The organism is Sulfitobacter sp. G21635-S1, from assembly GCF_027213915.1.
In the GTDB taxonomy this organism is placed as follows: domain Bacteria; phylum Pseudomonadota; class Alphaproteobacteria; order Rhodobacterales; family Rhodobacteraceae; genus Sulfitobacter.
The window spans coordinates 49,817-76,696 of the sequence record NZ_JAPWGV010000029.1 but is presented as its reverse complement, the minus strand read 5'-3'; the positions used below and the strand labels follow the sequence as shown (position 1 = coordinate 76,696).

Annotated in this window: 15 protein-coding genes; 3 read left to right on the top strand and 12 right to left on the bottom strand. The window is 58.9% G+C overall.

Annotated elements, in window-relative coordinates:
- Positions 1-338: 338 nt before the first annotated feature.
- The 7 genes from O4H53_RS22385 to O4H53_RS22355 form a co-directional block, all read right to left on the bottom strand.
- Entirely contained in the window at positions 339-2,030 is a 1,692-nt protein-coding gene (locus O4H53_RS22385) for a hypothetical protein (protein ID WP_269367287.1), read from the bottom strand.
- 559 nt (positions 2,031-2,589) lie between these two features.
- A complete protein-coding gene (locus O4H53_RS22380) occupies positions 2,590-4,443 on the bottom strand; it encodes a TniQ family protein (protein ID WP_269367286.1) in 1,854 nt (617 codons plus the stop codon).
- A gap of 2 nt (positions 4,444-4,445) precedes the next feature.
- Positions 4,446-5,444 (bottom strand): TniB family NTP-binding protein, encoded by a 999-nt coding sequence (locus tag O4H53_RS22375; protein ID WP_269367285.1) that lies wholly within the window; start codon positions 5,442-5,444, stop codon positions 4,446-4,448.
- A 32-nt stretch (positions 5,445-5,476) separates the two neighbouring features.
- Complete coding sequence (locus tag O4H53_RS22370; protein ID WP_269367284.1) at positions 5,477-5,647, bottom strand: hypothetical protein; 171 nt, start codon at positions 5,645-5,647, stop codon at positions 5,477-5,479.
- Between the two features lie 105 nt (positions 5,648-5,752).
- Positions 5,753-7,678 (bottom strand): Mu transposase C-terminal domain-containing protein, encoded by a 1,926-nt coding sequence (locus tag O4H53_RS22365; protein ID WP_269367283.1) that lies wholly within the window; start codon positions 7,676-7,678, stop codon positions 5,753-5,755.
- Positions 7,679-7,786: 108 nt separating this feature from the next.
- Positions 7,787-8,587, bottom strand: coding sequence for a hypothetical protein (locus O4H53_RS22360; RefSeq protein ID WP_269367282.1), 801 nt, complete (start codon positions 8,585-8,587; stop codon positions 7,787-7,789).
- Between the two features lie 401 nt (positions 8,588-8,988).
- Positions 8,989-9,291, bottom strand: coding sequence for a hypothetical protein (locus O4H53_RS22355; protein ID WP_269367281.1), 303 nt, complete (start codon positions 9,289-9,291; stop codon positions 8,989-8,991).
- A gap of 707 nt (positions 9,292-9,998) precedes the next feature.
- Between O4H53_RS22355 and O4H53_RS22350 the strand changes: the two genes are divergently transcribed.
- The gene (locus O4H53_RS22350) at positions 9,999-10,262 is read left to right on the top strand and encodes a hypothetical protein (RefSeq protein ID WP_269367280.1); all 264 of its coding nucleotides are present in this window, start codon (positions 9,999-10,001) and stop codon (positions 10,260-10,262) included.
- A gap of 128 nt (positions 10,263-10,390) precedes the next feature.
- On the opposite strand, the gene O4H53_RS22345 is transcribed toward O4H53_RS22350, so the two are convergent.
- Together O4H53_RS22345 and O4H53_RS22340 are read right to left on the bottom strand one after the other, a co-directional pair.
- Positions 10,391-15,958 (bottom strand): RecQ family ATP-dependent DNA helicase, encoded by a 5,568-nt coding sequence (locus O4H53_RS22345; RefSeq protein WP_269367279.1) that lies wholly within the window; start codon positions 15,956-15,958, stop codon positions 10,391-10,393.
- A gap of 119 nt (positions 15,959-16,077) precedes the next feature.
- Entirely contained in the window at positions 16,078-21,930 is a 5,853-nt protein-coding gene (locus O4H53_RS22340) for a DUF3320 domain-containing protein (RefSeq protein ID WP_269367278.1), read from the bottom strand.
- A 232-nt stretch (positions 21,931-22,162) separates the two neighbouring features.
- On the opposite strand from O4H53_RS22340, the gene O4H53_RS22335 reads away from it, so the two are divergent.
- Positions 22,163-22,504 (top strand): hypothetical protein, encoded by a 342-nt coding sequence (locus O4H53_RS22335; protein WP_269367277.1) that lies wholly within the window; start codon positions 22,163-22,165, stop codon positions 22,502-22,504.
- Here O4H53_RS22335 and O4H53_RS27215 read toward each other — a convergent pair.
- Positions 22,497-23,087, bottom strand: coding sequence for a DUF3883 domain-containing protein (locus O4H53_RS27215; protein ID WP_443069630.1), 591 nt, complete (start codon positions 23,085-23,087; stop codon positions 22,497-22,499). The genes O4H53_RS22335 and O4H53_RS27215 overlap by 8 nt on opposite strands.
- A gap of 420 nt (positions 23,088-23,507) precedes the next feature.
- On the opposite strand from O4H53_RS27215, the gene O4H53_RS22325 reads away from it, so the two are divergent.
- On the top strand, positions 23,508-24,638 hold the full coding sequence (locus O4H53_RS22325; protein ID WP_269367275.1) for a DUF3800 domain-containing protein: 1,131 nt from the start codon (positions 23,508-23,510) through the stop codon (positions 24,636-24,638).
- Positions 24,639-24,860: 222 nt separating this feature from the next.
- On the opposite strand, the gene O4H53_RS22320 is transcribed toward O4H53_RS22325, so the two are convergent.
- Both O4H53_RS22320 and O4H53_RS22315 read right to left on the bottom strand, forming a co-directional pair.
- A complete protein-coding gene (locus O4H53_RS22320; protein WP_269367274.1) occupies positions 24,861-25,739 on the bottom strand; it encodes a DUF3037 domain-containing protein in 879 nt (292 codons plus the stop codon).
- A complete protein-coding gene (locus O4H53_RS22315; RefSeq protein WP_269367273.1) occupies positions 25,736-26,554 on the bottom strand; it encodes a HipA family kinase in 819 nt (272 codons plus the stop codon). The genes O4H53_RS22320 and O4H53_RS22315 overlap by 4 nt, the downstream gene beginning before the upstream one ends.
- Between the last annotated feature and the right edge of the window lie 326 nt (positions 26,555-26,880).

Genomic DNA, 26,880 nt, shown 5'->3' with positions numbered 1-26,880 from the left:
AGCCCGGGCCGCGCCCGACCCTCCCCCCGGGAGGGCGCTTTTGGTGACTTCTCGTATCACACTGACAACATTGATATTTGTAAGGGAGGCGCTCCGAATGCGCGTCTCAATGCGCCCTCCCAGGCTCGGGCGCGGCCCTTCGTTCGAAAACGGAACGCAAAGCGCAGAAGAACGATTTACCTCCGGCGGCAGCCGTTTCCGGGTTTGTCAGCAATCTGAAGCCCCGCATTCCATGTGGGGCTTGTTTGCATTTCAGCCGGCTGTCGCGATGGGAGAGCGCATTTGCCCCGCACACAGGGTTGGAACTTTATGGCGGTCCCCGAAGACGTTCAGCGCCCCTATGTCGGTTTTCCGAGCTGCCTTTGCTTTTGCTGATCGCATAGGGCGATAAAACCGTCCCGCTCTTTCAGATAGGACCGATATGCGATCAACCCGGACAGATAATGTTCGACATCGTCGATACGCACCCGAAAGCCGTGATGACGAATGAAAAAGCTTCCGGTGACAGAAGCCGGATTTCGGAAATACATCGCAACTTCGGGAAAAAAGAACCCATTGGTCAGATATTGCGCCCGATGTTCCATCGCTTCGCGAAACGCATGGAGATCCAGCGCGTCGATGACCGGGGCCAATGATGCGTCCTGCAGCGCTCTTTGCAGCAGCAGCCGGGTGGCACAACACAGTTCCAGCAGGGTCGGAAAGGTGGTGATCCGCTCGCGGATAAAGGGCAGGTAGTCCCGGACATTGCGGATACCGAAAGCGATGTACTTCGGGTCGGTGTAATGACGCGACAATTCGTTGACGCAATAGGCCAGCCAGTGATCGTTGTACTGCCAGTAATCCTTGTCGATGAAATAATCGACGGCACGCCGGGTCGCATCCAGCCAGCGCTGATCGCCCGTGGCACCGTAAAGCCGCATCAGCCCGAATGCGGCTTCTCCGTCATAATAGACCGTGCGAAAGTCCTCTTTCGGAGTCAGGGTGTCCGCATCCAATACGTGGCAAAAGCTACCGTCCGCCCGTTGCATCGACAAAATGCCGTTGCCCAGCCGACGCGCCAGCTCAAGAACGGTTCTGTCGCCTGTCACTTCGAAAAACTTGCAGCACGCCAGAATGGCAACGGCGTTGCCGCCAAGTTTTACTTCCCTGCCCGTGTCCATCAGAAAGGCGGAAGCGCCGTCCGGCCCCTTGCTGTATTTGACAAGGTTTTTCGCGATCTGCCTTAAAGACCGGTCAATGGCCGCGCGAAGATCATCTCTCTGCGTCAACTCATAGGCTTCACACAGCGCATAGGTGCTGCTGGCATGACGCAGGGTGTTGTAGTGGTTGATCGGACGGTCAAAGCAGGGATGCCTGCCATAATGGAACATGCCGTTTTCGTTCACCTGAGCGGCAAGATATCCGGCGCTTTCATCTATCAGAAAATCGAGATTGGCAGGCTGCATGATGTCGAAAATGCGCCGGCCGCCATTCGGCCCGGACGGTTCGAGGCTGACAATTTCGCCGCTGTCGCGGTCCCGAAACATCCCGTCAGTTGAGAAGAGATGGACGGTGTCCGTATCTTTGGGAACTTCAAACGTTTTGCCAAACCGCCTTTTCCAGTAGATCCCGAAGTTGTTGAGGTTGATTTCGCAATGCGGGACCTGCGCGCCCTGATAAAGCAGGGCGCTGCCGTTCAGTTCACCTTCGGTGATCGCATGCTGGAAATCCGCATCCAGTGACAGCCCCTTGCGGCTGTAGTTGCGTTTCACCTTCTGCATCGCGGCCTTGTAGGTAGCAAAGGATACCGCCTGTACCGAGGTCGCCCAGTCCAGGCGCAGATGACGCGCGCCAAGCATCTGCAAAGGGCCTTTTTCCTGCAGCGCTTCGCGCAATTCATCCAGCGATGAAGCCGTGATTGTTCTGACCCGCGCCCGGCTGTCCCCATCCGTCGCAGAAACAAAGACAACAAAACGCGGATAAGGCGCTGGAAGAGCGGATACCCGCGAGGCGAACTCATCCAGAAATTTCGATACGCCAGTGATTTTCATAAGGATTCAGCGTTCGCGGTTGGGATTTTTATCAGCTTGGGAATGTAAACACACATACCGCATGACCTGCACCCCTGAAAGGTCCGCGATTTGAGCTTGGCCTGTTCTCCAGCCGGGGAGACAGAGGATGAAGAGAGGCCGTATCAGCGATGGACGGTTCATTCACTGCCCGGCAGCGCATTGCGCAGCAATGTCACGAAAGGGGGCGATACGACATTCACCGATAACATCGGGGGTGAAACGGACCGCCGTTCACCAGTCCCCACCACATACGCAATCGGCCCCGGATTGCTCCGGGGCCGCTTTCTCACCATCTCAGCCAAAATAACCTTTTGAGACGCTCAGGTCATGTCGCGTGGCACATCACTGAAAATACGGCCAATTGAGAGACACTCCACAAAATTGGCCATTGATTTCATTGAACTTTCTAAGCAGCCCTGCAGGTAAAAGCGCCAGTCGGGTGGGTATAAAACTGCCAAAAATAGTTCGCTAGTTCCAACAAAAAACCGCCCAATCGGGCGGCTTCATCTCAGTATCAACAGTTTCTTGGGGCCCGGACCTACGAATCTACGAGCTCAAGAACCTCCTGCCGGACGTAGATCGCACGAAGCACGGTCTCCCGCGGCGCAATGGGTAAGATGCCCTCGATCGTCAGCTTCATGCTGGCACTCCTCGAGCCAATCCCCATCATCTCAGAATACTCTTTCAAAGTGATGTATCGCGTCGAAAACTCGGCCACCTCTTCGGCCGCAATCATACGCTGTTGGGCACTGCCCGAATTGCTGAAGAAATGCTCTGAGAAGAAGGGCTTCCAATCTGCATCACCAAGCGCCGAAAGTGCGTAGATGCTTTCGGGCGGAAGCCCCAACTTGCCAGAAGCCTGGTCGACAGTCATGAACCCAGCCGGCGGATTGTACGACATGGCGCGACGAACATCTTCCGGGTGGACGTGCAAGCTTTTAAACTTACGGCGCGGTTGGCACGCCTCAACTCGCTCCAAGACGCCATCAAGAATAGCGACGACGATATCGAGAGCTGGCCGGTGCAAGGCCTCCGCAGCGCCCGCAATGTCCAGGTAGCCCTTCGAAGGCCTCGGGACCTTGACCGCATTTTCCATCAACTTGGCCAGAAACGCCTCTGCGTCCTCTCGCGCCACGTTCGTCAGGACCCCACTGCAGGCCTCGCCCACCGGTACCAATCTCGGGATCGTGCCGGACCGCGTCAACTGCTCCGCCTGCCCCCGGGTGCAGTTCAGAAATGTTTCCAGTCTTTTGGTTGAAATCGAAGTTCGCATCCTTTCCGCTACGGTTTCCCCCGCCCGCGCATCGAAAACCTGATAGTGCAGGCTTCTTCCCTTTACATCCGCAATGAGCCCCGCATTGACCAAAGCAATCCGCAAGGCTTCCACTTGGACTCTGGCCTTGCCCGCCAGAGAATGGGTCGTATGCATACGCTGACGATCCACGGGTTCTCCCAGCACAATGACACCCTCCGAGACCGCGAAATGCTCCAGAATAAATTTCCGAAGCAAGCTTCGGAAGCTATTGGGATCCTTGTTTGGCTTACTGAGGTACGGCCACTGATACAGGCTGCCGAACGCTTTCGGCACACCTCCAATCCTTCCAGATTCCACATGCTGATCATAGATCACCTGAAAGGCCTTGAGCAGGCCCGCTGAACCAGCCTTTGCGTACTCGTAGCCCTCAACCTGCACAGCAATACGTTGATTTGGCGCGAGCTTTTCCAGATCGGCCCCTGGCTGCCCGATCAAGAGCATGCCCAGGAGTTCGCAAGCCCTGACGGCAACGTCTAGCGGTTGATCGTCAAGCCAATCCGGACCCTTCAAACCGGCGATCCGTTTCATCATATAGTCTTGGAGAGATGAAATTTCACAAGTCTCGGCTGAAGCAGCCAATCGATCCAACTCGGCCTCACTGTCAATGAACTCTGGCAGATTCTTGAAGCGGTCCGGGTAGGCATTAATGGACCGCCTCTTCAGAACCAGATTGTGCCGATGACAAACTTGGGTTGCCTTGATTTGCCATACGATGCGCCCGACTGGCATTCCGTCGGAGGGGCTACCTGGAGTCAAATCCTCAAGAAGGCATCTTGGGCAAAACCGACGGGCACCCGTATCAACGAATTCGGCCTGGACAAGTTGGCCACCAATACTGCGCCTCCGCTGCCCGTTGTGCAGAAAGGTCATGCGCTCCAGCCGCCAGACTTGCGCCCCAGTCAGGCGGGACACTCGCTCAATGGTCTTGGGCCCCGGCGCAAGAATTTCGTGCCGGGGCAGCTCGATCATGTCCAGAAACTTGGTCAAGGGTACATTGCCGTGAAACCGCGCCACACGGTTCAAATATGAGGTCATGCTTTCCCCGGGGCGTGCCTCGAGCTTGGGCAACAAAGTCATGATTAGGCCACCTTCTTCCGGTTGACCTTCTTGTGGACTGTGGGGCTCTGACTGACTTCCTCGCCTTCATCCTCCAGTTCGATGCCCATCCAGTCAGCCGCGGCGAAGACGTTGACCTCGATCGCGCATCCCTCACGAACGCCCCAGGCATCCTCGAAATGATGCACCTCCAGAGTCGAGGCGCCGTCGTAGAGCGCGCACTCAATGGCTTCGATGATACAGACGACACTGCGCCCGAACCGATACCGGCTGCCATGGATAAGCCGGTTGATGGTATCGTCATCAATCGCAACATCCAGCCCGGCCTTCGCGGCATACGCCCCGACCAGGCCCTTGATCCGCGCGTTGTCCACGCCAAACGCCAGAGGGGCTGGTCGAACTTTGGTGAACCGGCGATTTACCTGCGGGTCGATTCCTGTGATCGACCCAAGCCGTTCAGTTCCACTCAGCACAAGAACGACAGGGTGCTCGCCCTGCATCAGCCCTTTCAACATCTTGAACATGTTTTCTGTCTCGGCGCCCGAGGCGGATTTGAACATGTCATGCGCTTCGTCGATCCAGAGCAGCGTTGCCCCAATGACCTTCAGGCGATGACGCACCATATCCCACACGTCGTAGACACGCGTCCGATCGCTGACCTTGTCGACACCCATCTTCTTCAGGATGTCGACGCCGAGACTGCGCAAGGTCGCAGGGACCGCCACCTTCAAGTGGACATAGCGCGGTGCGCCAGTCTGGGGATTGTGGGCCAAGGGTGCAAAGTTCTTCAGGACTTCAACGATAGCCGTGGTTTTCCCTCCTCCGGACCCCTCGATAAAGGCGATCCCCTCGGTTTCCGTCCCACCGGTGCAGCGGACAGGAAGATGCGTGAGTTCTCCGTCCTCATCACGGGTGAACTTGCGACTCAGCTGCTTCTCGAAGGCCTTGTCACGATCGGTCTCGATATGGGCAGCCCGCAGAGATTTCATCACGGCGGCGATTTCTTTGTTCGAAAGAGTCATGGTTTTTCTCCTGTTTCACGGTGCCTTGGGGATCAATCACGCATCTTCCAGGTATCGGCAGGCGCTTCCTGCGCAGCGGAATCTCCGGCCGTATCCTTCACGGAGCTGGGCTTGGTCTGCACCACCGGCGTCACGGTCCGGCCCAGGCCATCCGAAGCCGAAACCTGTTTCTCGCGGGGAGACACAACATCAAAGCTTGCCATGGCTTCCTGCTCGACAGCCTTGAAACGTTTCTCATTCCAACCATGGTCAATGATGCGGCGGGCGGCTTTACGCTCGGCGTTCAGGGCTTCGATATCGGCAATGGTCTAGGCGATCACATCCTCTTCCCACTCCACCCGCTTCTGATCGCGGGAGCGGAGTGCGCGGCGCGTGGCCACCCAGGTCGAGGCATCGACCCCTTGGAAAGCGTCACAGACTGCTGGAACAGCGTACCAGGTACCATCAAGCTCGACCTCAACGGTCCCGATATCTTCCTCGAACCACCGCACATTCACCGGATGCTTGCCACGCTTCAGATACTTGGCCGCCAAGTCGCCGGTCTGGTAGCGGACGTTCAGGATGCGGATGCCATCTTTTTGCAGCTCGCGCTGCAGGGGCAATCCGAACGCGAGACGTTTGCGCCGCATGGTCGGGGCAGACATCAGGGGATAGTTGCCATCCTCGAGGTCCTTCTCCCACTGCTCCAGCGGCGTCCGCAGCGCCAAGGACTCCTGCGGCGTGTTGTGATAAACATCGACAACCCAGCGCACGAGGGCATAGATCAGGTCTTCCAGGGCATGGCAGGCAAGTTTCTCGGAAGGGTGAGTACCGCGCTCCACCACGCTGCCAAAGGTACGGCCCGACAGACGGGGCAGCAAAGTCGTCGCCAGCGTGCCGAACACCCGTTCGATCTTGCCCCGCATCGAAGGCTGGCCGGCGATGGTCTGGACTTTTGCAACGCCGAGATCCGTGCAGGCATTGGTGAACAGCAGAGACTTGCACGCCCCGCCATTGTCGACATAGAGCGTTTCCGGCGTTCCGAACATCGACCAGGGCGACAGCGCACCCATTTTGTCGGCGAACTGCCCCTTGTCACTGACAACCATACGCAGACATTTAAGGGCGCTGCTGGTCTTGGGGTTCGGCGTCAGCGCCAAGCCCACCAGACAGTTGGTCCGGCAGTCGATCGCTCCAACCATCCACCAGCGCTTCAAGGTTCCGTCCAAGCCCATTGCCACCCGCTCTTCCGGCGTGAACATCAGGAGCAGCTTGCTCTTGCTCAGGATCGTCAGAAGATCGATCTTCCACTCGTCCATCTCGACGCGCTCGAACGGACGGAGAACCTCAACCCCCTTGTTGACCGGACGCATCTTTTTCATGGCCTCCTGCTGGCCATGCCGTGCGACCATCACGTGAAATTTGTCGAGGCATTTGATAAAATTACTCACCGCGTCGCGTCCCGGGGTGCGAAGCTTGACCTCCCCCTCCTTGTCGCGGCGTGCATTCTCCTCCTTGAAGGCGAGCTTCACATCGGCCAGCACAGTTGCGTTGCTCTTGCGCTGGCGGGACATGTACTCCTTGTTCACCACCTCGGCGAGCAGGGCCATTTCTTCGATCGTGAAGTAGCTGTTGGTGTTGCCGCGCTTGTCCTGGTTGTCGATCAGGGCCTTCTTCCCGCCTCGTTTGTAGGCAGCCGCCCATTTGCGCAGAGTGCTGGCGGCGACCTTGTCAGGGAGCACGACAGAGCTTTTGGAGCGGGGTTTCGGCCCTTCGCCACGTTCGTACCTGGCCACCTTCAGGCTGTGCTCAGGATCAGGAAGCGTTTCTTCCAGATAGGCCTCAGCGCCATCGCGGATTTGCGACATTGCATGATTGATCTCGTAATCATTGACCTTGAAGACTTTCCGTTCCTTCAGCTCGAAGTAGGATTTGACCATGGCTTCACGCTGATTGGCACGCTTGCGCTTCGTAAGGCTGAGGCCGGCCATGAACACGTCATCAACCGTATTGGCCTGAGCGGGGCGCAGATGTTCCGGCAGCTGCGCATAGGGGCGCACTTCGATCTCCCCGCTGGCGTTCAGCCGGTTGAGCGTGCCGAGGTCATAGGTGGCCTTCTTGTGCGGATCATCAATGGCATAGAAGGTGGCCGTACCATTCGTCTGGTAGGCGTACCCCCAGCTCTCGCCATGCATACAGTACACATGATCTTTGTCGAGGCTGAAGGTGAGGAAGGATTTTTCGTGCATGGACATGGGAAGTCTCCTGTTTAGGCAAGGTTGGCGCCCGTGATTGGGCAAGGGGGTGCTGTTCCCGCGCGCGGCATTGCGCACGGGTGGCAAACTTGAATGTTTCGGTTAGGCCTAGACGACCGTCAGAGCCGGTTGCGGTTCCGCGACGAGCACAGGGCGATCCGGCAGATGCTGGATCAACTTCTCATCCCGGGCATTGACGATCACAGCGTCCGGCGAAATCCGTTCTTTCGCCTGAAGTCGTGCTTCACCTGTCCGAAGCAGACGGATCAGCGCCCGATACCCCCGTGCGCCCAGACCCACGGCCGAAGTAAGCTCGCGCAAGCTCAAGCCACCGCCGGCCGGCAAACTGCTGAGAGCGTGTTGAGCGGCATCGTGGGCGTCGATGTCCACGGCACGCACTGCAGCCATGACCTTCGCGTTGTACAGGTCGACCGGATCCAGATCGACTTCGGTGAGGATACGCACTTCATCCACGAAACCCGTCTCGTAGGCCCACCAGGTGACGGCCTGCATGTGCTCCTCGAAGCTTTCCTTCTTCGACGAATAGAGGCGGACTTCCGGTTTGACTGCGAAGGCAATGCGTTCCCCGGACACGAGAGTCACAATCACGTCGAAGATGTGCGTCTTCTGTTTTTTCCGATCCCACCCAAAGTGAAAGATCACCTGCTCCTGCATGCTGGCGACATTCCGGACGGAGTTCAGAATGTAGGAACTGTCGATTTCCAGGTGGCTCTCGTGCTGCATCCGAACACCCACCCCATCGCCGAGCACCGAGTGTGCCGTGCAGTGTGCGGAAGATGCGGCGGGAACATCGCGGACCGCTTGGGAGGGTGTCGGCAAGACGATGCCGGTAAGCTCATCAGGGAGTGCATCAAGATGATGATGAACATCGCGAAAATGGTAGGACATGGTCTTCTATCTCCAAATCAGGTTGCACTCCCCGGTCGGTCGGAAAGCGTGCGACCCCATGGATCTGCCCCGGCACGAGCCCACTCGGGCTACATTGCGGTTGGCTGCGGGCAGACCTTTCCCGTGGCGACAAATGCGTCGCAGAAAAGAAGGTCGTCATGTTCTGGAAGCATCCGAGTCCTTGAAACCGCCCCGATTGGGTGATAGGTTTCTGAATGAAAGAGGTGGACTTTGGTCTTCCAAATGAGAGAGCGGTCTGTTGGCGCAGATCGCTGTTTCGTTTCCCTGCTACATTGTCAGTGCCTCCTGTGTTGTGGCGATGGATATTTGGTAGCCACCGATTTTGGCTCCCAAAAGGCTTTTTCTTTTCCTGACAATTGGTTAGTGTCAGGCATCACCCTTCAGATTGCGAAAAAGAAACCTGCGGATCTTTTCTCTTTTTCCGCAGGCACGTCATCTTGTGCGGATCCGCTCTCCCCACCCCGTAGATCACCGAGGTCTTGCGACTCCCGCTGACGTTTTCGCAAAGAGAAACGGGCTGAAACGGAGCCTTCACACGGGATACTCCGCAGCAAAACCATGGTGATCACCCCGCTGATTGCGTCCGTTTTCAGAGAAAAACTGAGAAATTTTCGAGCGGTGTTTCCATACGAAAGGACTGCAAAATCCTGCGCCGGCATTTTCGGGATGAGTTCTACAGCCATCGATACGCTCTCCATTCTCAAGTCTCGGAGCCAACCGCACGGGAAGCGGTTGGGCGGGTTCACGTCATATGAACCGTATGAGCCGAGGCGAGATATGGATGCGTTGCTGTGTCATGACCCAAACATAGAAACCCCATCCACTTCTCGACAAGATTTCTCCTGGTCAGAAAACCCAGGGCACCAGCAAAGCGTGGCCCCTGCGCCACGATTCTGAAAAGACTGCACCTGCTGGCTTGCGGCCTCTTGTCGAGATCGGGCATGAGTTTCCCTATCAGGGCAGATTTGCCAACCCTTGGGTGATAGGGAAGTTTCGTCAGCAACTCCCCATAGCTTCACCTCCATGTCAAAAGCCGCCTAGAGTCCCAGAAATATATTTTGCGTCGCCGCTTGAACAGGCAGGCGCGTGTGCCCACTAGGCTTGCAAAACATTGGCGCGTTGGCCTCCAGGCGCACCACCGCTCGCTCCACCGCGGAGCGCCGCGATGTCGCCAAAGGCATTTGCGGTCGCTAACGTCTGCTGGAGACAGTGAGATCTGGGAACAGGGCATGACACCAGTGTCACGCGCGGTAACGCGCGATGACTGGGGCAGGCGCGGCAATGCCGGACACCGTCTTTCAGGATGAACGTGATGCCGGGGAAGGTCGTCCGCTGCCCCCGGTGCGGCGCGCGGAACAGAGTGCCGCAGGGCAAGTATTTGCCGCGGGCGATGAAGCACGGCGTTCTCGCAATGGTCGGATCAACCCGACGCGATCCGGACGGCGCAGCAGGTGGACGAGCGCCAACCTGGCTCGGCGAAGCCGGTTGGAGCGACCAGGGAGCGCCTGACATCTCCGGCGACCTTGGCCACATCGTCGCGCTGCCGGGAAAGGTGGCGGCGAAGCTGGAGCCGGTGCCACCACCGCCCGAACCGGAGCTGGTGCGCATGCAACTTGCCGTGATTGACGATATTCTCGACTTGCTGGACGACTGAAAGGAGCCGTGATGCTCTGAAGTTACGCCGCCCTGTCGATCGCTCTTCTCGTCTGCGTCCTGATGCTGCCCAAGGAGACGACACTGGCGCAGCAGGCCGGCAAGACAGGCCTGAGCGCGCTGGCAATTTCATTCATCTATGATATCGAAGTCATCTTCTTCGTCCGAAGGCTTGCTGCGCCTTTGTAGCTTCGGCGCACCTGCGCTCTTCTTTCCTAAAGCGTAGTCCGCCATGGAGGGAGACGGATGTCCGGGAAACCCTTCCTCGAAGCCCTGCACCATCTCCTTGTAGCTGAGGCCCAATGCAGACATCTTGCAAAGCTCGCGCCCATCGGTCCCGTCCTTGAGCACGAGGCCGCCACCCTTGGGCGCCACTTCAAAACCCCGTTCTTTGAAGCTGTCGATAAATTCGCCCCACGACCGGCTTTCGTTGGAAATGCGCTGCGCAAGCTCAGCGAGCGCATCCGCATCATCCGGCGTGACGGCTTTCGCGAGCGGTCCGCCACGGATCTCCGTGCAGCCTGCCGGATTGGCCTGAGCGACGACACTCTCGATAGCGGTGTCGGGCAACGTTGCGGCAGAGGGTAATTGGCCCGGAGGGGCAAAAACCAGCTCGGGAAGGACGGTCTCCCAAGCATCTCGACGCGCGTAGTGCGCATATTGCTCGTGACCATCCGACTTGCGCCACTGCACCACAGCTCCAACCGCCCCCGAAAGCAGGACCTGCCCCGGCGGATGCTCCCATGACTTCGACATGCGTCCTACGAGGCGGCCATGCCGGTCCAGCAACTCCCAGTTGGGGGCTCGGTACTCCAGGTGAAGCGGGTCACCCACCCTGCATTCGTGGATTGCACGGTGAGCCTCGTGCCGATCTCCCTGGCGACCGGCAAATGACAGGTCGGAATGCTTGAGGTTCGGGAGATTGTAGACCCTCGCAGGTAGTCCTCCGACCGGGAAATGCGGCATGACCTGTCTCTTAACGACGAAAGGAGTGCCGGGTTTCAGGAACGCATGCTCACCCCAAGCCATAACAATCAGGCCCTTTTGGGCACGCGTCATCGCGACGTAGAAAAGTCGGCGCGGAGCATCACGGTCTTCGTTCTTCGATGCCCGGTCCCAACTGCCATCCAGAATAGCCACATGATCGAACTCAAGCCCCTTGGCCCGGTGCGCTGTCAGCAGGAGCAGCCCGCGCTGCTCGCCCCGTGTCTCACGGGACCATTCGGCCAGCCATTCGACGATATCGGGCACTGGCATGGTCTTTGTCTTCAGCTCTTTCGCCAGCTCGGCGATGCCTTCTGCCAACAGGTCGACCCACTTGTTGCTCGACTGCTCGTTGAGGAGGTCGATGATGTCGGCAACGCCCAGCAGCTCTCCCTGTCGCCGACGCAGACTTGCCACGAGCGCCTGCGTCTCGCGCAGTCGCCAGATGTTTGGCAGGTCCTGATTGGCCATTTCGACCTTGATACCTTGCTCTTCAGCATAAGTCCGGACAGCGCCAAGCCTCTTCCAGTCACGAGAGATGATGGCAGTACGGGCCCAAGACCACTCCGGATCCTGTTTCGACAATCGCACCATCTCGTCGACGGCAGCGATCGCCTGGGGCACATCGCCGGAGGGGACACTCAGAAGTTGAACCCGGCCCTGTCCAACTCCATCGACCTTTGCGAGGACGCCCCCCCCGGGATCATGCCTGCGATCTGCGTTGATCCTGATCTCATGATCAACCTTCATCCGATCCGGCGCCGCCGAAATCACCGCATTGGCCGCCGCAATGATGTGGTTGGTGGAACGATAGTTCTCGACCAGGAACGCCGGCCGTGCCTTGTAGTCTTCTTCGAACTGCCGGATGAACCCGACGGAGGCGCCATTGAAGGCGTAGATGTTCTGATCGTCGTCCCCGACGGCGAACAGGCTGAGCTTCAGGTCGGCATCCTCGAGAGATCTGCCAGCGACTGCCGAGATAAGCTGATACTCTTCCGGCCCGATGTCCTGATACTCGTCCACGAGGATCCAGCGATAGCCCTGTATCAGGGTCTCGCGCTGCGCTTCGGCTTCGGATTTCGACAGCCCTTCGCCCTCGAGCTGGCGCACCGCCTCCATTACGATGCCATCAAAATCTTCGGTCTCGGCCCGCTGGCCCACAAAACTGGCCCCGACAAGCTTCATCGCCAGCGCATGACAGGTAGAGACAGTAACGCCAATGGCATCGTCACCGACCAGAGACCGCAGCCGCACGCGGATTTCGGCCGCTGCGTGCCGGTTGTAGGCGAGAACCAGAATGCCTCGCGGGTCCTCGCGTTTCATACGCAGCAGATAGGCGATCCGATGGACCAGCACCCGCGTCTTGCCTGACCCCGGGCCCGCCAAGACCAGAACATTCGTCCGGTCCCGGTCATCCGTTACGATTTCCTGCTGGACCTTGTTGCCCAGCTTCTCGACGATCGCCTCCCAGGAGGCGCTGGTAGTCTGCCGTCGGACCTCGCGGCCCATGCCAGGCATCCACCGTTTCATGAACTGCTCCTTGTTGAGCAGGAAGTAGTCCTCCGACAGGCGTGACGCATCGCTCATCGCCCGCAGCCCGGTTTCGGCATAGGTCGCCATGACATGGGTTTGGAGTGTCTGCTCGCCGTAGTGGTCTTCCAGCGGCGCGAAATGCGCCTGAGTGAACTGCCCCCCTGCCGGATCGAGATAGACCGTCATGGCTGAGCGGAACACCGTAAGCCCCTTTCCGAGCGTCACCACGCCCTGCTCATGCAGCCACATAAGCGCCCGCTCCATGAGCTTGGTCATGTCACCAATGCCACTGGTCTTCAGAAAGGCATCCTGATTCAGCCGCGCCAGCAAATCGCCGACTGTCGTCTCGACCTGGAGATCCTTGCCCCGCACACCCTTGTCGAACCGGCCTGTCAGATAGGTCAGGAGCAGTTCGGCCGCTTGCCACCGCAAGTTTGCCGTTGCCCGAACAGTTTTCCAGGGCCGCACCAGAGTGACCATAAGCGTGTTGCGACTGACCCTACGCAGAGAGATGTTCCCGCGACCGCCGTCTTGGTTTCGACCATCGTGGGCAATACCTCGCAACAGCCTGTCGACCGCATCGGGCCTGACATCCGGATGGTCCTTGTCGCGCAAGCGCTGACAGGTTTCAGAAAGGTTCAGCGGAACCGGGGTTCGGTCATCTATGTCCGGCGCCAGCTCCTGCATCAGTGCGATAAGATCGCCCTCCAGCGCCGAAGCCTGAGCCAGTCTCTGTGCTGAGGAACTGGCAACACCAACGTGGACAAAAACCGTCATCGCAACGTCGTTGCGCGCGATGCCCAGCGTTTCCAGCGTCGACATGGCCTTTGGCAGCGCACCAGGTGATAACCCCGCCACACCGCAAAGCTCATCGGTCGACACGCCTTCGTCAGCCGGAGCCGAGACCAGATGCGCCACGATGGCCAGAAGTTGGTTGCGATGCGCTAGCGTCAGGTCTGCCCCGGCCAACCGCTGCTTCGCCTCTTCCACAGACCGAACCCGCAGGGAGGACGGGAACACCTGAACCCGGTTTTCTTCCCGCGACACAAGATGCGCTTCCTCCAGCCAGGACACGGCAGTCTTGACGCGGGTGTCGTCCGTGGCGCTGTCGCGCTCGAACTCCTGGTCTTTCTCGGACCGGACGATCTCACCAGAAGTCGCAACGACCTTACCGGTCTTTTTCGTCCGCTCGTCGATCCGGCGCAGCGCCTTTAGGATTGCCCCGATTTCATGCCGGGCGAGGCGCGAACTGGCCGTCAGCCGGAACTGCCGTTCCACATCGTCAGCCGCGAACAACAGAACGCAATGGGCGTCCTCCCGGTCCCGTCCGGCGCGCCCGGCCTCCTGGAGGTAGTTTTCCAAAGACCCCGGGATATCGGCGTGGACGACCAAGCGGATGTCGGGCTTGTCAATCCCCATCCCGAAGGCATTGGTCGCGGCGATCACGCGCAGCTCGCCCACCCGGAACTGTTCCTGCACGACCTGCTTGTCGTCCGCGCTCATCCCGGCATGGAAATGCGCCGCATCCACCCCCTGAGACTTCAGGAACTCGGCCACCCGCTCGGTTTCCTTGCGCGAAGAACAATAGATCACCGCCCCAGAGCGCCCTTCGGCGGGAAGCAGTGCGTCGAGGACGTTCATCACGTCCGACAATTTGGACGCCTTGTTCGTGGGTCGCACTTCAAACGCCAGGTTTGTCCGCGAGGCACCCCCGTCAAGCGGCAACAGATCGACCCCGGCCTTGGACTGGAAGTGTTCGATGATATCCGCAACCACCTCGGGCTTTGCGGTCGCGGTGAGGCAGAGCACAGGCGCGGGTGGTTGATCCCCCGAGAACTCCCTGATGAAGCGGCCGAGGTAGCGATAGTCCGGCCGGAAATCATGCCCCCACTTCGACACGCAGTGCGCCTCGTCAATCGCCCAAAGCCCCACTTCGCGCTGCGCCAGCACGCTGCGGATCGAGGGGCTGCGAAGCTGCTCAGGAGAGATGATGAGGATCCCGGCGTCGCCCATCCGGACCTTGTCGAGCGCATCCTGACGTTCCGGCATGGACATCATGCCATTGATCGTGACCGAGCAGGAGATACCGGCACGCTCCATCCCCTGCACCTGATCCGCCATCAAAGCGACCAGGGGAGAAATCACCACCGTCAGCGCACCGATCTTGTCGAACCGTGACAGCGCCGGCACCTGGTAGCACAGCGACTTGCCCGTCCCTGTCGGCAAGATCCCCAGTAGGCTGTTGCCAGACATGGCCTCGTCGACGATGCGTTCCTGCAGCGGGCGTCCCTCCGGGTCGACCGGTTTGGGGCGAAAACTGGGGAACCCGAACCACCTTTCCAAGGCGCGCACCGGGTCGTTCTGCTCGGCGCACCAGGTGCAGGCCGGATCCTTACAAGAGGTGTCCCGCAGATGCCTGACGATCAGAGATGCCTCGCGGAACTGCGCCCTCACCCAGGGAGGCATGACGGAGTCGCCGCCTGCCACCGTAATCCACGAGAGGGCATAGGCCATCGGCCATCCGTTCTGAGGGCTGCTCAGGCGTCGCAGCGTCTGTTCGACACGCAATCCGCAAGCTCGCCCGACGAGCAACTGCGTGATCGCGGCAGCAGCCTCGTCATAGCTTGGACAACTCTTGCCGCGCAGATAAGAAAACACGGAGTCAAAGCCGCCGGCGCGTTCCATGCGCGTGGTCAGATAATGGTAGGCAGCCAGCGCCTCGGGCGCGGCCTCAGCCAATTTTGCAAAAGCATCCAGCTGATTGGCGAGCACCTCGAACACAAGGCGCGCGTCCAGTTCGGGATCGTTTACATGCCCGGTGGCGAGGCGCCCGTCATGATAGTGCTTCACGAGGTGGTGGTATGGGTTCCGCGGGAAGGCCAGCGGGTTCAGCCACAGGGTATCGATTGGCGCCTGTATGATCTGGCCAAGACGGGGCCGTTTCGCGATCAGATGTTCGAGGTCGTGCTTCAGGAAGTTATGACCAATCGGATGCGCCACATCACCGACCTGCGCTTCGAGCTGATCGAGGAACTCTTCGGAAATCCCTTCCATCGACTTCAGCACCGGCCGTTCATCACCGCGCACGGCCGCTATACCAAAGATCTTTGCCCTGGAAGGATCGACCTCAAGATCGATTGACAGGCACCGGGACAAAAGTTGGTTGTGACGCATTTCCATAGATTTATGAGTAACGATGAGAAAGCGCCGAACAAAGCCCGTTGATTTCTTGGCGGGGCCCTAACGCAATGACGTGCCTGATGCGACGGGCAGTGGCGCGACCGCCCGATCGCTCTTCCTCACTCACGGGCAGTGGATCGCCATTCCAAGCACTCCAACAGGTATGAACGCGCATCCGCTGACAATCTGGCAATCCCCGCGTACCGCGCCAGATCGAGAACGGGATCCTCGCTCCTGCTCAGCTCGGATACATGGCGATCATAAAGCTCTGCAATCTCCGTGCGGGAAATATCCCGGATAGAGCGCTCCAGTCCCAACCGGAAACCGACCCTGTCGGCTTTCGTTCCCACCGACCAAAGGAAATCGACATCATTCTCGGGATGCAGTTCAACCTGGCCAAGCGCCCTGGACACCTGCTCGGAGATCCGCCTCCCCGTCCGTTGCCAGCCATGCATCCCGGAGACCCGCTTGCCCAGCAAGGCAACCGGCATAGGCCCTTCGCGCTCGACCACGCCCGCGATCAGGCGCTCAAGGACGGGGATGTAGTCCGCATCGTAGAACCTTTCGGGATCGGGGCTGGCTTCACTCGAACCAGTTTCTCCCACCTCCGGCCTGGCAGCTGCCTGCGCTGCACGGGCAAACTGTGCCTCCTGCTGGACAGGCTCTGACGGTGCGATGTCTCCTTCAACGCCGACCTCTATGATCGGCAGCTCGACCTCAGTGGCCTCTGCTTCCTCGGCCTCGTGTGAGACCTCGATCTCATCGGCATCTTCCGCGAGCATGGCGTCGCGTGCCGCGTCTTCTTCGGCCCGCTTGGCCCGATCCGTCTCGAGATGCTCTCTCAGCGCAGCGTGGATGCGTTCGACCACAGCCGCAGGATTGCGGAACCAGTCGGTCGACCAGATCCGGAAGATCGTCCAGCCGAGGTTTTCCAGCACCGCTTGCCGCACCTTGTCCCGGTCCCGCGCCGTGGCAGAACCGTGATAGGTCGCCCCGTCACACTCGATCCCCGCAAGATAGACGCCCGCATGATCCGGATGCACGACGCCCAAATCGATGCGGAAGCCCGAGACGCCGATCTGCGGACGCAGCTCCCAACCCTTCGCCTCGATGGCTGCTTTGATCGCTGCCTCAAAGACATTTTCGACAGGCCCAAGAGACCCATCGTCCTGCGCCGGAAGCGCCACAGGTCCACGTCCTGCAAAATCGAGGAAGCCCTTCAGGTGCTTCACCCCGATGGCCTTGGTGCGCATCAGGTCGATCTGATCGGCCCGGATCGAAGCAAATACGTGCAACTCCGCCCGAGCGCGCGTCACCGCTACGTTCAGGCGCTTCTCGCCGCCGTCTCCGTTCAGAGCACCGAAGGCCATCGAAAGCTTGCCTGCGTGGTCAGGGCCAAAGGTGATCGAGAACAGCATCACGTCCCGCTCGTCGCCCTGGATGTTCTCGAGGTTCTTGACGATGACCGGCTCTTCCCGCGCATCCTCGAAGAACCATTCCAGATCCGGGTTCTTCCGCCGCTCCTCATCCAGCAAGTCGAGGATCAGACCCTGCTGCTCGGCGTTGAAGGTGATGACCCCAAGTGTCAGCCGCTTATCTTCAGGCCAAGTCAGCCATTCGTTCAGACGGCGTACCGTCATGCGCACGATGGCGCGGGCTTCGGCCTCGTTGGTTCGCCCTTGGCCCCGCGCATAGACGCCATCGACTTGATGCAGCCTCACCGCTTCCGACGCCGTTGCCGGAGACGGGAAGGTCACCAGGCGGCCGCCGTAGTAGTGCCAGTTGGAAAAGGCGATGAGCGCCTCGTCCCGGCTGCGATAGTGCCAATCAAGCTGCTGCGTCGGGATGCCTGCCGCGGCGACCTCGTCCAGGATGGACGCCAAATCCCGCTCTGCCTCAGGCAGCTCGTCCTCACCGGCGTCGCTGCGTCCGAAGAAGTTCGTCGGGGGAAGCTGCTTCGGGTCGCCGACGATGATCGCCTGCTTGCCCCGCGCTATCGCACCAATCGCGTCCCAGGTGGTGATCTGGGACGCTTCGTCGAAGATCACCACGTCGAAAGCTGCCTGCCCCGCAGGGAGGTACTGCGCCACCGATAGCGGGGACATCAGCACGCATGGGGCCAGCTTGGTGAAGGCGTCGGGCATTTCCGAGATCAGCGTGCGGATTGGCATGCTGGGCCGTTGCAGCCCAAGCTGATGCCGCAGCGTGCCAAGTTCAGAACGGCGCGCGACGGCATCCTGGGCGGGCAAGCCATGCTGGATGCGGGACAGGACCTGCCCAGCGGCCATGTCCGTTGCACGATCATCCAACTCCCGGAAGCGCTTGATCGCATCCTCGTGCGACCAGTGGGAGAACCCCCGCAATTCAGGCTGCGCATCCATGGCCTGCGGCAACCACCAGGCCGCATAGGCCGAGGTGAAGGCTGCATCGACGTCGCCCTCGATCAGGCCGTCCTCAACGGCATGGACGAGGGTCTCAAGCCCTGCTCCGCGGGCTTGTGTGCGGACTTCGACCCACCGGGTCCAATCCTGCAGGTGCTCCTTGTTGTCCTGGATGGCCTGCAGAGATGCGAGCAGCTCCGACAGGGCCATCCCCTCGGGCGAGGTTTGCGCCGTCTGCGCGAAGGCCCCGGCATGCTCATGCCAGCTTTCATGTTTGCGATGGAAGAGCGTGATCGCGTTCCGCAGGTCACCGCCGTTCCGCTCGGCAAGATTCTGGCGGGCCAGATCCCAACGGGCCGGATCGGCGACCGCGGGCGCGATCTCGGCGAATACCGTCTTCATCGCCCGCGCCTGGTCCATCCAGTCAGAAAGACGTGCCGGATCCGTTTCCACGCCCTTGACCACCGGGCACCCGGTGAGCGGAGTCGCCTCAACATCGGCTCGGGCGCGCTTGGCCTCCGCCAGCGCGGCGATATCGGATTGGGGATCGGCCTTTCCGCCCTCCGCATAGGTCTGCAAGAGCTTGCTCACCGAGGATTTGGCAAAGATCGAGAACGGCCACATCTTCGTCTGTGCAAGTCGCCAGTTGGCATCAAGCTGACCCAGCGGAATGCCGTCCAGCCGCGCCATCGGATAGCTGGCAGAGGTTCGACCGGCTGCGGCGGTATATGCGGCGAGCTTGTCGGTCAGCGCCTCGGTTTGCGCCTCCATCTCAACGACATCCCGCGTCAGCGACCAGCTTATATCCTCTCCAGTCTCGGGGATCGACGCGAGGCGCAGCAGCGGCGCGACCTCGGAAGCCTCGCCCGTGCCCGCCCAGGTCAGCCCGGCATGGCGCGCGAGCGCCTCGGCGGCCTCAGCCAGTTCACGCGTGGCCGTGTCCAGCTTCGCGCTTCGGTCCAGAAGCTCCGCCTGCCAGCCAAAGGACCACTCCTCCGCCTGCACCAGTGGCAGCGGCTTGCGGCCCGCAATGATCTCCTGGCACCGGCCAAGGGCTTCGGCCAGCTCCCGCAGATGCATGTAGCTTTCCGCATCATGCGCGTCTTTGTTCGCGAAGCCCAGGCTGAACGGCTGTTCCCGACCGACAGCCTTGCCGATCGCCTGGAAGACACTGAAGCCTTGCGTGCCCTTCTTGTGCAGCGCCGTGACATAGGTGTTCAGCTGTTCGCGGGTGACCGTCAGATCGTCGGTCACCTTGATCCAGTCGGCGTCCGACTCGCTGGCCGCCCGCGCCCAGCTGCGGCCCAGTTGAGACAGCACCGATTTCCGGTCGGCCTTGTTGGAATGCAGCTCCAGTACCGCATCGCCAAGCCCATGCGACGCAAGCCGCCGCTGCACCACGTCCAGCGCCGCCGACTTCTCGGCCACAAAGAGAACCGTCTTTTGCATGGCGAGGCATTGCGAGATGATATTGGCGATGGTCTGGCTCTTGCCGGTGCCCGGCGGCCCGATCAGGACGAAATCATGCCCCTCATGCGCGGCCAGAACGGCAGCAAGTTGCGAGGAGTCAGCGGGCAGCGGCGTGAATAGGTCGCGCGGCGCCAGCCTGCGGTCCACGTCGACCGCAACAGGCAGTCCCGGCGTCCCTTCGGCCAGGAAGGGCTCGGTCGGGTTGTCCACCAGATGCTTCACCAGCGTGCTCTCGCGCAGGCTGTCGGTCCGCTCTACCAGGTCCTTCCACATCAGGAACTTTGCAAAGGAGAAGGTCGAAAGCGCAAGCTCCTCGACCACCTCGAAACCGGCAACATCGCGCACCTTGCGTCGCATGATCTCAAAGATGCGTGGCAGGTCGAAACCGCTGTCATCCCGCGGCAGATCACCCTCCAGCTCGGGCACCTTCAGGTCGAAGTCCCGCTTGAGAAACTCCAGAAGCGTGGTGTTGAAGCGCACGTCGTCCTCGTGATGCTCGATCACGAACTCCGACTGCGCCGACCTGCGGGAGATCTTCACCGGCACTAGGAGCAGCGGCGCGCGGTAGCTGCGCGTGTCTCCTTCGGACTTCTTCCAGCGTAGGAAGCCGGCGGCCAGGAACAGGGTGTTCGTGCCGCCTTCCTGCATGTCGCTTTTAGCGCGCCGGTGCAGCTCGAGCAGCCGGCGCTCGCTCTCCTTGCGGGTTAGCGGGACCGCGATTTGGCCCTTCGCGAAGGCATCCTTCGCGACTTCCTCAAGGAGTTTGGGTTCTTCCTTCGCCAGAAGGTCGCGCGTGCCGACCGGATCCTCGTCCTTCAACGCCAGCGCGCGGAACCTCTTGCCGTCGGCCAACTGATCCTCCAGTGCCGAGACATCAGGGCAGAGGAAGGGGAGCGTCTGCTTGGTGTCCTTGAAGTTCAGCAACCGGTTGCGCAGCGACAGGTCAAGAAGCTTGCGTTGCCAGCGAGAGATCCGGTCTGCCGGCGTCGAGGCCTCATCCTCGATCAGTTCGCCCGGCAGCAGGCCCAGATCCAGCGGGCGCGGCAAGGCTGCCGGACTAGCAACGACGTCTTCGGCATCGGCCTCCGGCTCGGAACGGTGGCTGGCAAGCGGGCGGATCCGGGCCGCGCGGGCACGCCGGATGTCGACTGCCATGACAAAGTTGTGCTCATTGCGCTCGGATGTCAGCTCGCGCGCCGTATCGACCGCCTGCTCGAACCCTACGCTGGGTTTCTTCGTCAGCAAGGTGGTCTCCATGACCACAAACTCGCGCGCATCGATGGCCTTCCGGACCGTCATGACGTCGGGTTCGCTGATAGTCCCAAAATCCCGCTCCGTCAGCCAGACCCCGGTCCAGGCATGCCCTTCGGAGAAGAGCACAACGGGGTTGAGGCCAGCAGCCTCGAAGCAGCCGGCCAGCAGAAGAGCACTATCCAGACAGGTGGCCAGTCCTTCAGACTTGATGCGGCCGGGGTCGCGCACCTTCTGGCCACGCAACTCGAAACTTGCCGGAGGCACCGCGTAGGTCAACCCCATGCCGGTCGCGGCCGACCAGATCGCCCCGGCCAGCATCCATGCACGGGACGGGTCTCGGGACTGGTAGCCATCCATGGCACCGCTCTGTCCGGCCCCCTCCAGTAGTCGGCTGGCCTCTTTGAGGACACCAGCGACAACCGTGTCATTGGGAGAGACGAAGGCCGCAAGCAGATGCGCCATGTCGCCCACACCACCCCATTCATCTCGGGCCAGCATCTCGATCGGGCGCTGCTGCTGCAACAGCTCTGTATCGCCGTGCTTGACGACGAACTGCAGCTCTCCCCACTCTGCCTCGTTGAGACCGCCGAGGATCACCGTGTCCAAGGGCGTTTCCAGGTTGCGCAGCTCTTGTCGTTGCCCCGGCGCCAGCCGATCCACCGTCCAGTTTTTCGGGCGGATCAGACCGGGACTGCAAGTCAGTTCGAGAGTGATATTCTCCAGCTGCTCATCTGAAAGGTTCTGCAACACGACATTTTTCAGAATCGAGACACCGTTTTGGGACGATGCAAAGTTCACTTTTTGAGCGACGGACAGCTCCAGCACGAGCTGGTCACGCGACTCTTCCCCAAACGTATCAAACGACATTCTTACGCTACCTGGCCCTTTATTCCCCAAGTCATTCGCCCATACGAGCATGCGTATGTCAATTGTATGGTCGTTCCGCCAAAGAATTGAAAACCGTGTCTCAGTGACTTTGATGATGTAACCGCCCACCTTGACACATCGATGCCGTCGGGGGGGCGGTTACATCATCAAAGTCCTGTACTACGTTCATCCAGGGCACTACTTTTCACGAGGTGCATTCGGAGATTCGATAATGCCTTTCAAGGAAATCACACACTGCGTCCGACGCTTCGAAATGCTCGAAGAGCGAGCTGGAATAGACATCGGTGGTTTGATGGTGACCGTTGACGAGGAGCCGGATTCGGAAGGCGAGTATCAGGTCAGCGTCATGGCTGAAATCACAGCAGCGGGTGGGAGTTCCATCGCGGCCGGTGTCGAAATCGATATCAATTGCTACAATGCAAACCGCCAGCTTTGCGGATCCACTTCTGTCTATCTGGAAGCTGAGAGCTTTTTCGGCATCGAAACTCTTTCCGAGACGGTCTACGCGAGAGCTTTTCCAGTTGAGTTGAAGATCATCCCGAAAATCACGTAGTCGGAAACCTGCGTGGCCTGTAAGTGTAGGTCGAACACTCCCAGACCCATTGTCGACATTGACGGTCGAGCTGGAGACTGTTTGCCGGGTCGCGCAGTACGGCAAGCTCGACGCAGTCATCCAGCTCTCGCTGCAGCGCGACAAGGTAGCGGTCACCTTTTTGACGTGCCACGGCCTCTTCATTCGTGGTCATGATGAATGGCTCGTCGGCGCGATTGATGGTCTTGAACTCGATGAAATACTCGCCCTCTTGGTTTTTGGCCAGCAGATCGTAACCAATGTTCTGCCGGCTGCAATCCTCTACCTCGTAACCCTGGCTTCGGAAGATTTCGGCGACCACGTTCTCGCCCTTTCGCCAGCGCGAAACCGAAATCGTGTTTTCTGAAGCAACTCGACGAAAGAGCGATTTGAATATGTTTCTGAAATATATCCTTCCACCTGAGCGACATCGGCAAGTAGTTGCGGCGATGCGATTGCCTCGTCGAGTAACTCTGTCTGGATCGTGTCGACTGCGATACCAACCATGGGTCTGCCCTTTCCTGCCACCGAAACAAACGCTTTTGTCCGAATGTGGCAGCGCCATGTAGCGAAACCTTCGGCAAACCCGTCGCGCTGTCAATCACACGATTTCGGAAAGGCGGATTGGGGGCACTATGGCTGTCGGCACACTTGGAACCACTGCAGCGTCGCGAAGAGCATCTTCCGCGGCAATTGCTGCACATTGTTTCAGAGTCCGCCTTCAAATAACATCTCCGCAGCGTTGTAGGGGCTGCCAAAGCCAGCTCTGGGCCGGAAGCGGTGGCCTACAGAAAGGGCGGAAAGCTGCAGTTCACAGCGCGTGCTAACGCAACTTTGCCACACCACCGAAGCGGACATTCCGCAAGGATCATCCCGTTGAGCCGTGCGTGATCTACACAGAGGGTGCAATGCGGCCTTAGCTGTCGGGGCATTGACGGTGAGAGATGCTCCGGCACATAGTGTGTTCGGTCCGCCGGGGGAAATTATGTATTATTATGTCGATGAAAGCGGAAACACAGGGTTGCATCTATTCGACCCTGCCCAACCAATGCTCTATTATGGGGTTCTCGGAGCCCGCGCGAATCTGGACGTGATTTCCGCTCCACTATTGCGGACGCTTCGAAAAGAGCTTGGCGTGAAGCGAATTCACGCCAATGAGCTTGGCGTTGCAAAGTTGACGACAATAGCTGAGCGGATCGAGAAATTTAGCAAGAAGAACGACCTTCGGTTTTCGATTTTCACGGTCGACAAGAGAGATCATGCAATCATTAGCTATTTCGACCAGGTCTTCGATGCAGGCTTGAATGACGCAGTCGCGTGGAATCATTATTGGACTCCACTGCGTTACCCCTTGCTGTTCAAAGTTGCGCACCTTTTCGATGAGGACATCGCCAAAGCTGCGTGGAAGGCGAGGCTGGAGAAAAACCCTGCACGCTGCGCTAAGATGCTCCAAGATGTCCACGGGCGGCTACTAGCCAACATCGACAGACTGCCTGATGCCCGTTCTCGGGAACTCATTGATGGTGCTATCCGCTGGGCAGGTGCAAATCCCGACGAGATAAGCTACGGCGTGGGCAACTACGACACCTCGTTGCAGATCTCTCCAAATCTGGTCGGCTTCCAATCGGTGCTTTACGGAATCGGTACGCAGGCAACGGCCATGGGGCAGAAGGTGCATAAGATTACTGTCGACCGTCAGACTGAGTTTAATAAAGCACAAGCCGAGTTGGCAGAAATTTACCAGAAGCTCCGCGGCCATAACTCTAGTCTCGGACCTGGCATGCCCGAGTATGATTATTCGAAGCTCCCGGAAATTCCACCTGAATACAAACCTGGCGATGAAAGTGCTGGGCTCGAGCTTGTCGATGTTACGCTTTGGACCGCGAAGAGGATGCGTGAGGGCAAGCCCGTGTCAAATGAGCTGAGAAGCTTATTCCTTCGGCAAACGCGGCGCGGTCATACCGATGAGGTATCGCTTGCTGCGCTCGATCGCCGCTGGCGGTTCCTGGCCGACCTGCCGCTGCCAGGACCAGAGAATCCTATATCGCCGGATCTCGAAGCCGCTATAAATGATATGGAACTCAAGCGCCGAGAGGCGGTAGCGTCCCTCAAATAAAGCGAAACTTGCGATATCTGCTAACTGCGCCTGAAATGGTAGAGACGTTTTCCAGGTCGACCTCCGTGCCCGCCGCAGCATCACGCCAAGCAGCTGCACGGTGGGACGGGACTCAAATGGGCACTCTTGATCTCGTGTAGAAACGGACCTTAGCAAAATTCTTGGCAGGGAGGCTCCTGAGCATGGCTTAGCAATGAAGTGCAAGACTTGCAGCGAGACGGGTCAGTGCCCCTGCATCTGACCTTCTATAATATCGACAAAGTCGCTCGAATTCTCTTCAGTTACAACGTTTCTGGCCCCGGTGATCTTCTCCAAATATTTCTTCGCCCTATCGAACGAATCTTCAAGATTAGGTTTGCAGGGATGCCCAAGTACAAAATGAGATTGCACGCTGCCTTGGCTGTAGCTCTTCACCGCTTGTACGTAACCTGCCCATCTAGCAGCCTTTGATCCAATTTGTTCCTCATCTTTAAGGTCAAAGGAAAGGGGCTGAATGACGTGAAGTGCTCCGTTCCTATATCCCGCGTGAAACTTCACAGGACCTAGATCTGTGGTAACGGTCTTGTCCACTTCAATAAAGCGATCCAACTTGCGTTCTGATAATTTGGAGCTGAAAGTTGACCAGACCTGGCTATCACTGCGGTTCGCATCATTCTTAGGCTTGTCATAAGAAGTGACGAAACGATGGAAAAGCTGATCAAGCTTCTCTGAGGGCGAACTGCAAACCCCAACTCCACCAGCCTCCCATCGGTAGCTAGTATCCATGTCGGGAGACAGCAGTTGAGCTATCCGCAATGCGCCATATTCGCTCTGATCGATTGAAGGTAGTGACTTGAGGCTTGGGAGCAGACTTGGCTGCTTGAAATCTGTGCGCAGAAATATCTTAATGCTCCGCGCAATCTGATTAAGGTCCTCTGTGAAAGACGCCTTTTCAATATTTGGGTAGGACTGCAGGATGCGACCGTCCCAGCTTCGAGTTTCAAGCTGAAGAAAGTTAGCTGCCTCGCTATACAGTAGCACGCCGATATTGAGGCGTTCCTTAAGCCACGGGTTATGTTCGTACTGCAGGAGGCAGTAGTCGAACTTGAACTTACGTTTCACAGTAGCACCTCCTTCGCTCGAGTTGAGAATCCATCCGCGTTGTCGCGCGCGTCTAGCAGATAGTCCACGATCTTGCACGCGCATTCATCCCCCCACGCAGGAGGCACTATGGTAACATAGTCTTCGATAACGTTGTCTGACAGCCCTGCCAGGTTCGTCGTGAAGTCGTCTATCATCTCCTCGGTCACATCTTTAAGGCCACTGAGCAGCACGTGCTGCATGTTTCCGGGGAAGTGGTTGACGATACCTCCATGCTGCCAGGGGAATGCCCCAGCATTGTAGTCCGAACCACCGTGGCAGCGCTGAAAGCTGTGTCCGAAGTCTATCACCTTGAAATCGTGGCCCAGGGCTAGAAGGTTCGTGTTCCCAACGCCCCTGTCCGAGTTCTCAACGATGGTATCGAACAAGTAGAGCTGGGTCGCTTGGCGAAGCTGCCCCTTATGGACGATGTTGGTGGGTGCCCATCTTCTGTTCGCGCTAAAGGCTGCTGAGCCGAACGCGATGCCGCCGGTTGCGTCGAACGCTGCTCGGAGTGCGTCGCCCTCCTCGTCACGCGGAAGAGCAACCAGGAAATCTTGATCGACGCACACAAGACAAGGCGTGGCTGCGGGTAGGCCGAGATCTAGTGCGAACTGATTTGCGACCAATTCGCCCACAAGGTGGTCGAAGACGAGGTCTTCGTGAAAGTCCTTGTATTTGACATAGACCTCCTTCTCGCTTCCGTCTTCGCATTCGCACATGCATTTCATCGGATGCGACCTGCCGGTCACAGTCCTTCCGAGATATTCCGATGCGCTAACACTTAAGATCGTCAAGCGTAAACCCCATGCTCCTTTGCTCTAATTGTGCGATTAACGGGCGAAAGGCTGTTTGAGGCAAGGGGCCATGCACGCTTCTTTAAACTCCGAGGCATATAGGGCCTTGTTGCAACATTAAATTTATGGATTTTCAGAAGATTCTGGAGCTGAGCCGCCTTGTCGCCCAGCTGTTCTGAGACATTCATCTCGGGGTTCCGAGGTAACAGCTCGGTTTTATCGCAGCACAAAGCTACGAATGACTTGCTTGGGAAACGCGAGTACCGATGGCCAGCCTGGTGAATGTCCGGAAAAGGGGAGCTGCGCCGCAGCGCGGCCAGCCAGGT